This is a genomic window from Frankia sp. Mgl5 (assembly GCF_023242985.1).
Taxonomy (GTDB): Bacteria; Actinomycetota; Actinomycetes; order Frankiales; family Frankiaceae; genus Parafrankia; species Parafrankia soli.
Genome location: NZ_JALKFY010000678.1, coordinates 17,825 through 27,882, shown reverse-complemented (window position 1 = coordinate 27,882; position 10,058 = coordinate 17,825). Strand labels below are relative to the sequence as shown.

Sequence of the window (10,058 nt, the reverse complement as noted above, 5' to 3'; positions counted from 1 at the left end):
CACCCGACCCGGGGCTCGGGTCGGGTGCCGGAGCGGCGAGACAGATGCCGAGGTCGAGAGCCGAGACCAGCGGCGCGGGGAGTGGACGACGCCGGTCAGGCGCGCTTGGCGGCCAGGCGGGCGGGGTCGGGCCAGCGGACGTCCCGGGCCAGCCCGAGGATCTCCAGAGTCTTGATCACGTAGAAGCTGGTGTCGATCTGCCAGGGGCGGACGCCGTGCCGGGCCGAGGTCGGCTCGGCGTGGTGCAGGTTGTGCCAGGACTCGCCCATGGAAAGCAGGGCCAGCGGCCACACGTTGCCCGAGCGGTCGCGGGAGCGGTAGGGCCGGGAGCCCATGACGTGGCAGATGCTGTTGACCGACCAGGTCACGTGGTGGAGCAGCGCCACCCGGACGAGCGAGGCCCAGAAGAAGGCCTGGAGCGCGGCCTCGAACGAACCGCCCCACAGGCCGCCGATGACCGCGGGCAGAGCGAGGCTGACGAAGGCGCAGAGAGCAAACGAGCGGCTCACCCGGACGATCATCGGGTCGTCCAGGAGGTCGGGGGCGTAGCGGCGCTGGTCGGTCTGCTCGACGTCGAAGAGCCAGCCGACGTGGGCGTGCCAGAGCCCGCGGGCGAGGGCGGCCGGGCCGGTGCCGTAGCGCCACGGTGAGTGCGGGTCGCCGTCGGCGTCACTGAAGGCGTGGTGACGGCGGTGGTCGGCCACCCAGCGGATCACCGGGCCCTCTATGGCCATGTTGCCGGCGATGGCGAGCGCGGCACGCACCGGCTTGGAGGTCTTGAAACCCCGGTGGGTGAAATAGCGATGGAATCCGACGGTGACGCCGTGGCCGGTGATCGCGTACATCACCGCCGCGAGGATGACGTCCCGCCATGTGATCCAGTGGTCCCACAACAACGGAACTGCCGCGACAAGCGCCGCGAACGGAAATAGGATCGTCGCCACGAGCACGAGCTGTTCGCCACGCGCCCGGAACATCGAGGGAGTGGTGGTGTGGGACTCGGTCGGCGCCGGCGACGTGACCCCGCCGGCATCCGCGACGGACTGGTCACCTCCGACCACGGCCGCGCCCTGATGCCTGGTTTCGGTCGCTTTCACCGTGTCGGTAGCGGTCATTGCTTCATCCCGTCCGTCGCGGTGGGCCGCCCACTGCCGACCCTCTGGTCGCCACGTTAGCCCGCCTGGATGACAACGGGCACCATTCACGGCGTCCGCCACGCAAACGGGCCGGACCGCCCAGCCTCGCCGACGGCCTCCACGCGACGGATGGCATCTTTCCCGATCCACGGGATTCCACCCCCCTCCGCACCGACACCCCTCGCGACAGGATCATCACCTTGCGTCGGGATCAACCGATGACAGTGAGAGTGTTCGCACGGACACAACACGAATACACCCGACAACCTCGACCGGGGGGCGACTACGTGCCGCGACGCCCCGGTGCCGCTCCAGCTAGAGCCGGGCCCGGGACACGCCCTGATCCGCACAGCACACCGGGGGGACCACAGACACTCGCCGGGAGGCCCACGCACATTTCTTCCGTTGCCGGGCACGATGGTAGAGTGGGTGTGGCAGTAACCCTGTTTTACCCGCGGTCCGCCGTAGTGTAATCGGCAGCACAGGAGATTTTGGTTCTCTTAGTCCACGTTCGAGTCGTGGCGGCGGAGCACAAGCAGTCGCGGGGGTGCCGAAATTGTTTCGACAAGACGGCGTCTTTATTTTCAAGATACGTCCAGTCAAAAGATTTCCCTCTTTGCCGCTCTCGCGTTCGCGCGATGCGCGCAGACCGCACGGAGTCACCCACCGTCGCCGAGGTTGGAGTGCCTCTTCGGTAGGCTGACAGCCGATGCCTCACCCTCCGCGGGCCGGCCGAACAGGACCGACCCCACGGCGCTCACCGTGAGTCAGCGGGTCCGTCCACGGCGCGTCGTTCCCTCGGCAGGTCGGGCGCAGCCAGGTCCATCGAGATTGCGGGAGCTCGTGTGACTCAGCCACGTCCGGCGGCTGTCATCGTCCTGGCGGCGGGCGAGGGGCGGCGAATGCGTTCGGGCACCCCGAAGGTCCTGCATCGCCTCGCCGGTCTGACCCTGCTCGAGCATGTGCTCCGCGCGGCCGAGCCGGTCGGGGCGCCCCGGGCGGTGGTCGTCGTCGGTCACGGGCGCGAGCAGGTCGCGGCCATGCTCGCCGAGCGGGCGCCGCACGTCATCACCGCCGTCCAGGAGCACCAGGGCGGGACGGGCCACGCCGTGCGTGCCGCGCTGGCGGCGCTGGACGATCTCCCGCCCGACGCGTCCGTCGTCGTGCTGCCCGGCGACACCCCGCTGCTGACCGGCGAGACCATCGCCGGCCTGGTCGAGCGCCATCAGGCGCTGGGCGCGGCGGCCACCGTTCTGTCGGCCTTCGTCGCCGACCCGACCGGGTACGGCCGCATCGTGCGCGGCGACGGCGGCCAGGTGCGGGCGATCGTCGAGCAGCGGGACGCCGACCCCGCGACCGCCGCGATCAGGGAGATCAACGCCGGCGTCTACGTGTTCGACGTCGAGCTGCTGCAGTCCGCGCTGAAGCGGCTCACCACCGACAACGCGCAGGGCGAGGAGTACCTCACCGACGTGGTCGGCCTGCTCGTCGCGGACGGCGAGCCGATCGGGGCGCACGTCGTCGCCGACGCGGCCGAGGCCGGCGGAGTCAACGACCGGGTGCAGCTCAGCGAGGCCGGCCGCGCGCTGCGCGAACGGATCACCCGCGCCGCGATGCTCGGCGGGGCCACGATCGTCGACCCGGTCACCACCTGGATCGACGTCGACGTCACCCTGGAGCCGGACACGACCGTCTGGCCGAACACGCACCTGCGTGGGGCCACGACGATCGCCACCGGGGCGGAGGTCGGCCCGGACTGCACCCTCATCGACACGGTCGTCGGCGCGGGAGCGCGTGTCGTCAGCTCGGTGACCGAGCGCGCCGAGGTCGGTGCCGGCGCCGTCGTCGGGCCGTTCGCCCACCTGCGCGCGGGGACCAGGCTCGGCCGCAGCGGCAAGATCGGCGCCTTCGTCGAGACGAAGGCCGCCGACATCGGCGATGAGTCCAAGGTCCCCCATCTCGCCTACGTGGGCGACGCGGTGGTCGGCGAGCGCAGCAACATCGGCTGCACCACGGTGTTCGTCAACTACGACGGGGTCGCCAAGCACCGCACGGTGATCGGTTCGGACGTCCGGATCGGCAGCGACACCATGCTGGTGGCCCCGGTGACCGTGGGGGACGGCGCCTACACCGGCGCCGGCGCCGTCATCAGGGAGGACGTCCCGCCGGGAGCGCTCGCGATCAGGGAGGGCCGGCAGCGCAACGTGCCGGGCTGGGTGCTGCGCCGCCGGCCGGACAGCCCCGCGGCGCAGGCCGCGCTGCGCGCCCGGCAGCATGAGGCGGAAACGGCCGAGCCGGCCGGACACAAGCAGGCCACGCCCGGGCTGGCCGGGCAGGAGCCCGGCCAGCCCGGGCAGTCGGGCGCGTGAGTTGAACCACAGCCCGGCCCCGGGACCCGGTATCGCTGGCGTTTTCGCCGCGCGAGGCCGAACGTAGAAACCGTTTGGCCGCAGGTGGGCTGATCTGCGGCTATCGACACCGTCGTACACAGTCTGCCGCGTGGAAGGGGACGCCTGATCCCGAGTCGCTCGTTCCCGGCCGCCTGCGCCATGCCCGGGCGGAACGGGTAGATCTGACCTGACCAGGCAGTGACCCCAGCCCAGGCCCCGGCGCGACGGGTACCCGCCCGCCGCCGGTCGCCGCCCGGCCCCCGACAACCACCGCGACCAGCAGACGAGCCAGTCGAGTCCGACGAAGCAGCAGCGCCACCAGCAGACGAGTCAGCCGCAGACGAACACATCAACGGTCCACGTCCGCAACCGTCCGTGTCACGGGCCGCCTGTCAGAGCCGCCAGTCATGCCTTGAGGAGATAACGGTGGGATACCAGACCGAGAATCGCCGGAACCTGATGCTCTTCGCGGGGCGTTCCCACCCTGAGCTCGCGGCCGAGGTGGCCCGAGCCCTCGACGTGCAGCCGGTCCCCACGAACGCGTACGAGTTCGCCAGTGGCGAGATCTTCGTCCGCTTCGAGGAGTCCGTCCGCGGATGTGACGCCTTCGTGCTCCAGTGCCACACCGCGCCGGTGAACACCTGGTTGATGGAACAGCTCATCATGGTCGACGCGCTCAAGCGCGCCAGCGCCAAGCGCATCACCGTCGTCGCCCCGTTCTACCCGTACGCCCGCCAGGACAAGAAGCACCGCGGCCGCGAGCCGATCTCGGCCCGCCTCGTCGCCGACCTGTTCAAGACCGCCGGCGCGCACCGGCTGATGTCCGTCGACCTGCACACCGCCCAGATCCAGGGGTTCTTCGACGGCCCGGTCGACCACCTGTTCGCGCTGCCGCTGCTCGCGGACTACATCGAGAGCAAGCTCGACACGTCCGAGGTGACGGTCGTGGCGCCCGACTCCGGCCGGGTGCGCGTCGCGGAGCGGTGGACCGACCGGCTCGGCTGCCCGCTGGCGATCATCCACAAGCGCCGCGACCCGAACGTCCCGAACCAGGTCAAGATGTTCGACGTGGTCGGCGAGGTCCGCGGGCGCACCTGCGTGATCGTGGACGACATGATCGACACCGCCGGGACGATCACGAAGGCCGCGGAGTCCCTGAAGGAGCACGGCGCGACCGACGTCATCGCCGCGGCGACGCACGGCGTGCTGTCCGGCCCGGCCGCCGACCGGCTGAAGAACTCCGAGATCAGCGAGGTCGTCCTCACCAACACGCTGCCGCTGCCCAGCGAGGCCCGCATCGACAAGATCACCGAACTGTCGATCGCGCCGCTGATCGCCGCCGCCATCAAGGCCGTCTTCGAGGACGGCTCAGTGACCGGCCTGTTCGGCGGGGACGCCTGACCCCACCACCACGCCGGCCACCCCCGGGGTGATCCCCTGCGCCCCCGAAGCCAGGCCCCTGAGCCCGGCTTCGGGGGCGCGTTGGGGGAGAGCGCGATCTGGTGGGCCGTAGAATCACCCGACATGACGCAGGACCGGCCACGGGTCTCGCTGACCGGCATCAAGCCGACCGGCGATCCGCACCTGGGCAACTACATCGGGGCGATCCGCCCCGCCCTCGACCTGACGGCGACGTACGAGTCGATCTACTTCATCGCCGACTACCACGCCCTGACCTCCATCCGGGACAGGGCGAAGTTCGCCGCCTACACCCGGTCCGTCGCCGCCACCTGGATCACGCTCGGGCTCGATCCCGAGCGCACGGTCTTCTACCGGCAGTCCGACGTCCCGGAGATCTTCGAGCTGACCTGGATCCTGTCCTGCGTCACGGGCAAGGGCCTGATGAACCGGGCGCACGCCTACAAGGCGGCGCGGGACCGCAACGCCGAGAGCGGCGTCGCCGACCTCGACGCGGGCGTCAACATGGGGCTGTTCAACTACCCCATCCTGATGGCCGTCGACATCCTCGTCATGGGCGCGGACGTCGTCCCCGTCGGCCAGGACCAGTCGCAGCACCTCGAGATCGCCGCGGACATCGCCGGCTCGTTCAACCACCTCTACGGCGACGTGTTCAGACTGAAGATTCCCGAGGCGGTGCTGCCGTCCGGGGTCAACGCGCGGACGATGCCCGGCACCGACGGTCGGAAGATGAGCAAGTCGTACGGGAACACGATTCCGCTGTTCGCGCCGCCGTCCCAGCTGCGCAAGCTGGTGCGCGGCATCCGCAGCGACAGCACGCCGGTCGAGGCGCCGAAGGATCCGGACGCCTCCGCCGCCTTCCAGATCTACGAGAACTTCGCGGACCCGGAAGCCGTCAAGGACATGCGGGTCCGCCTCGAGCAGGGCGGCACCGGCTGGGGCGAGCTGAAGAACGCCCTGTTCGAGACGCTCGACGCCTGGCTGACCCCACTGCGGGCCCGCTACGACGAGCTGGTGGCCCCGGGCAGCGAGCTGGACGCGATCCTCGCCGCCGGCGCGGACAAGGCCCGCGACCGCGCCCGCCCCGTCCTGGCCGGCGCCCGCCGCGCGATCGGCGTCGACTGACCGGCCCCGCCTGACCGGCGCTGTCAGGCGGGCTGGTCGGCCGGGAGGATGCGGGCCTGCTGGGCCAGCCGGGCGAACGCCTCGACGTCGAGGGTCTCGCCGCGGGCGCCCGGGTCCACCCCGGCCGCACGGGCGAGCTGCTCGGCTCGCGCGGGTGAGCCGGCCCAGGGGGCGAGCGCCGTCCGCAACGTCTTGCGTCGTTGGGCGAAGGCCGCGTCGACGGCCGCGAAGACCTCGCGGCGCAGTCCGGCGTCCGCCGGTGGGGCGGCGCGCCGGGTGAAGGCGACGAGGCCGGAGTCGACGTTGGGCTGCGGCCAGAACACCGGGCGGGGCACCGCGCCGGCCGGGCGGGCCTGCGCGTACCAGGCCAGTTTCACGCTCGGCACGCCGTAGATCCGCCCGCCGGGCGGCGAGGTGAGGCGGTCGGCGACCTCGGCCTGCACCATCACCAGGCCCCGTTCGATCGACGGGAACCGCTCCAGCAGACCGAGCAGCAGCGGGACGGCCACGTTGTACGGCAGGTTCGCCGCCAGCACCGTCGGCGCGGCGACCGCCGGCGGCAGGTCGGACGGCTCGACCCGCAGGCCGTCCGCCTCGACGACGTGGAGCCGGGCGGCCACCGCCGCCGGCAGCCGGGCCGCGGCGGTGACGGGCAGAGCGGCGGCGAGCACCGGATCGACCTCGACCGCGGCCACCGCCGCCGCCTCGGTGACCAGGCCGAGGGTGAGCGAGCCCAGCCCGGGGCCCACCTCGAGCGCGACGTCGTCCGGGCCGACCGCGGCCAGGCGCACCAGCCGGCGGACGGTGTTCGGATCCACCAGGAAGTTCTGGCCCCTGCGCTTCGTCGGCCGCAGGTCAAGGGCGTGGGCGAGCTCCCGGATATCGGCCGGCGAGAGCAGCGCCTCGGTCTCTACCAGGGCCCGAACGTCCGTTCCGCGTTGGCGGCGACCTGGGCGGCGAGCTCGTCGACGGCCTCGCCGCGAGTCTGTGCCAGCAGCCGCAGGGTGAGCGGCACCAGATACGGGCCGCCGGGCCGCCCGCGCCACGGGACCGGGGTGAGGTACGGCGCGTCGGTCTCGACCAGCAGGAGCTCGGCGGGCACCACCGCGGCGGCGTCGCGCAGCTCCTGGGCGTTCTTGAAGGTGACATTGCCGGCGAAGGACATCACGTACCCGGCGTCGGCGCAGATCTTGGCCATCTCCGCGTCGCCGGAGAAGGCGTGGAACACGACCCGCTCGGGCGCGCCCTCCTCGGCCAGGATGCGCAGCGTGTCGTCGTGCGCCTCCCGGTCGTGGATCATCAGGGCACGGCCGGTCTCCTTGGCGATGGCGATGTGCCGGCGGAAGCTCGCCTGCTGGGCGGCGTGCTGCTCCGGGGGCGTGCGGTAGTAGTCGAGCCCGGTCTCGCCGACCGCGCCGACGCCGTCCAGGCGGGCGAGCGCCGCGATCGCCTCGAACGTCTCCTCGCCGACGCCGTTCGCGGCCTCGTTGGGGTGGATCGCCACCGCCGCGCGGACCTCCGGGTTGGTCGCGGCGATCTCGGCCTGCCAGCGGCTGGTCGGCAGGTCGACGCCGACGGAGACCATCCGGGTGATGCCGACGGCGCGGGCCGCGGCGATGGCCTCGGCCACCGGGGTGCCCATCAGGTCCAGATGGCAGTGCGCGTCGACCGCCGGGACGGGCAGCGGCTCGGGCGGCGGTGGAGGGTCACCGACGCGTCCGGAGTTCCTCGCCACCCGTTCGCTCCTTCACCCGAAGACACACTCGAGGACACACCCGAAGGCATACCCGATGACGCCACCGCAGGACACGGCACGACACGGCACGAAGATCACGTCTTTGCCGCCGACATCCCCTTGCCCACCGCAGATCCTAGGACTCCCGCCGGGTGTGCCGCCCCGACGGCCGTGGGATTCTGAAGGAGTGCTTGACCTCACGGGTTTCTGCCGATGACGACTCCGCTCCCCGTCGCGCTGGTCACGCCGTTGACCGGACCGGACGCCGCCCTTGGCCTGGCGGCGCTGCGCGGAATGACGCTGTGGGCACGTGACGAACGGCTGCCGCCGCCCTGGGACGAAGTGGGCGTGACGGCCTACGACGCCCACCCCGACCCGGTCGGCGCGATGCGCTCGGCCGCGGCGGCCGAGCCCGCCGCCGTCTTCGGCCCGATCGGCCCGCGCGCGGCGCTCGCCGCGCTCGGCGCGACAGGCCGGGTCGTGTTCAACGCCGGCGCCCCGTCCACGCGTTTCATGCGCCAGTCGTTCCCGCACGTCGTCAACGTGGCCGCGCCGACCTCCACCTGGCCGCGCGGGGTGCTCTCGGCGATCCGCTCGGTGGACCGCCACGCCCGCCGGGTCGCGCTGCTGGCCTCGGGGGATCTCGCGGTCGAGCTGACGTCGGTGACCAAGGCCGCGGCCCGCTCCCAGGGTTACGACGTCACCTCCAACGTGTTCCCGCCCGGCCGCGGGGCGCAGACGGCCCGGCTGCTCCCGCCGGCGGACGTCCTCATCGTGCACGGCGGCGCCGACGACGAGCTGGAGATCGCGAACGTGCTGCTGCGCCGCTCGTGGCGGGCCGCGGCGTTCTCCACCGCGGTGAGCGCCGAGGCCACGGCGACGCTGGGCGCGCTGCGCGAGGGCCTGCTGGCCCCGGCGAGCTGGGCCCCGGACAGCGTCGCCGAGGTGGGGACGGGCCCGACCGCACGGGAGTTCTCCGCCGACTTCGCCACGCTGCACGGCGTCCCGCCGACGGCGACCGCCGCCTGGGCGTACGTGGGGGGGCTGATCCTGGGGCGCTGCATCCGCTACTGCGGCGGCGTCGGCGACGCCTCGCTCCTGGCCGCCGCGCGCGGCCTCGACACCACGACCATGCTGGGCCGTTTCCGGCTCGACGAGGCGACCGGGCTCCAGGTCGGCCATCAGGTCCCGATCGTCCAGTGGCAGTCCGGCGCGTCCTGGACGGTCTGGCCCCGCGAAGCGGCGCGCGCGCCGTTCCACCACCCGCGCTGGAACGCCCCGCCGCCGGGCGGGGTGGACGTCGAGGCCGGCGCGCGGCCCGCGGACGCCCCGGCCGGAGAGGGGACGGCCACCGGCCCGGGCCCCGAGCCGACCCTGCCACTGCCCGCCCAGGACGCCCCAGCCCGCCCGTTCGGCCTGGGCCGGCCGAGGCCCGGGCTGGGCAGCGGCTTCGGTGCGCGCTGGCCGGCCTCGCCCGCCCCGGAGGGATCTTCCGGCGGGCTGTCGGGCCCGGATGCCAACGCCGGCCGTCCGGCCGGCTGGCCGGGCTGAGGGGGCGCCGCGATGTCGGCACCACCGGCACGTCCCCCGTGGACGGGCGAGGACCCCTGGGGGGCCCGTGGACGGCCGTCGGCGGGCCGCGAGCGACCACCGGCAGGTCCCGGGCAGCCGCCGGGCCGCGGGCGGGGCCGCGGGCGGCGGCGCACCACTGTGCTCGGGGTCCTCGGGGTCGTGAGCGTCATGTTCCTCGGCGCGACCTTCCGGCTGTTCGTCCATCCCCGGCGGGACTCCCCCGCCCCGGTCGACGCCATCGTGATGTTCGCCGGCAGCCCGGGCCGCTTCGAGCACGCGGTGAGCCTGGCCGTGGCCGGGTACGCGCCGACGCTGGCCGTCTCGGTGCCCACGGCGGACGACCCGTGCCCCTCGGCCATCCCGAACGTCGAGGTGATCTGCTTCGCCCCGGATCCGGTGACCACCCAGGGCGAGTCACGCTGGGTGGCCGCCGCGGCCGCCCGGTACGACTGGAAGTCGGTGCTCGTGATCACCTCGACCAGCCAGACGACCCGCGCGCGACTGCGGCTGGGGCGCTGCTACTCGGGGCAGGTGCTCATGAGCCCGGTCGCGCCATCAAAGAGCATGTGGCCGTACATGATCGCCTACGAGTGGGCCGCGATGGGCAAGGCGCTGATCTTCCAGCGGGACTGCTGACCGCTGCCGACCTGGCCGCTGATCTCGGCTGACCGCTGCCGGCCC

8 protein-coding genes and 1 tRNA gene are annotated in these 10,058 nt (G+C 72.8%); 6 read left to right on the top strand and 3 right to left on the bottom strand.

The window, feature by feature from the left end:
- Positions 1–95: 95 nt before the first annotated feature.
- Entirely contained in the window at positions 96–1,115 is a 1,020-nt protein-coding gene (locus tag MXD62_RS23630; protein WP_020458421.1) for a fatty acid desaturase, read from the bottom strand.
- A 479-nt stretch (positions 1,116–1,594) separates the two neighbouring features.
- Here MXD62_RS23630 and MXD62_RS23625 point away from each other — a divergent pair.
- The 4 genes from MXD62_RS23625 (at position 1,595) to MXD62_RS23610 (ending at position 6,070) form a co-directional block, all read left to right on the top strand.
- Positions 1,595–1,666: transfer RNA gene (locus tag MXD62_RS23625), tRNA-Gln, on the top strand.
- Between the two features lie 315 nt (positions 1,667–1,981).
- Positions 1,982–3,505: a bifunctional UDP-N-acetylglucosamine diphosphorylase/glucosamine-1-phosphate N-acetyltransferase GlmU gene (glmU, locus tag MXD62_RS23620; protein WP_308301312.1), complete on the top strand. Its 1,524-nt coding sequence runs from the start codon at positions 1,982–1,984 to the stop codon at positions 3,503–3,505.
- A 447-nt stretch (positions 3,506–3,952) separates the two neighbouring features.
- Positions 3,953–4,927, top strand: coding sequence for a ribose-phosphate diphosphokinase (locus MXD62_RS23615; RefSeq protein WP_020458419.1), 975 nt, complete (start codon positions 3,953–3,955; stop codon positions 4,925–4,927).
- Positions 4,928–5,050: 123 nt separating this feature from the next.
- The gene (locus tag MXD62_RS23610) at positions 5,051–6,070 is read left to right on the top strand and encodes a tryptophan--tRNA ligase (protein WP_248831651.1); all 1,020 of its coding nucleotides are present in this window, start codon (positions 5,051–5,053) and stop codon (positions 6,068–6,070) included.
- Positions 6,071–6,093: 23 nt separating this feature from the next.
- Here MXD62_RS23610 and rsmA read toward each other — a convergent pair whose 3' ends face one another.
- Together rsmA and MXD62_RS23600 are read right to left on the bottom strand one after the other, a co-directional pair.
- Complete coding sequence (gene rsmA, locus MXD62_RS23605) at positions 6,094–6,924, bottom strand: 16S rRNA (adenine(1518)-N(6)/adenine(1519)-N(6))-dimethyltransferase RsmA (protein WP_285224161.1); 831 nt, start codon at positions 6,922–6,924, stop codon at positions 6,094–6,096.
- A gap of 56 nt (positions 6,925–6,980) precedes the next feature.
- A complete protein-coding gene (locus tag MXD62_RS23600; protein ID WP_248831649.1) occupies positions 6,981–7,805 on the bottom strand; it encodes a TatD family hydrolase in 825 nt (274 codons plus the stop codon).
- Between the two features lie 213 nt (positions 7,806–8,018).
- Between MXD62_RS23600 and MXD62_RS23595 the strand changes: the two genes are divergently transcribed.
- Together MXD62_RS23595 and MXD62_RS23590 are read left to right on the top strand one after the other, a co-directional pair.
- Positions 8,019–9,356 carry an ABC transporter substrate-binding protein gene (locus tag MXD62_RS23595; RefSeq protein WP_248831648.1) on the top strand — a complete coding sequence of 446 codons (1,338 nt, stop codon included), beginning with the start codon at positions 8,019–8,021 and terminating at the stop codon, positions 9,354–9,356.
- A gap of 12 nt (positions 9,357–9,368) precedes the next feature.
- Positions 9,369–10,013: a YdcF family protein gene (locus MXD62_RS23590; protein ID WP_248831647.1), complete on the top strand. Its 645-nt coding sequence runs from the start codon at positions 9,369–9,371 to the stop codon at positions 10,011–10,013.
- The last annotated feature ends 45 nt before the right edge of the window (positions 10,014–10,058 follow it).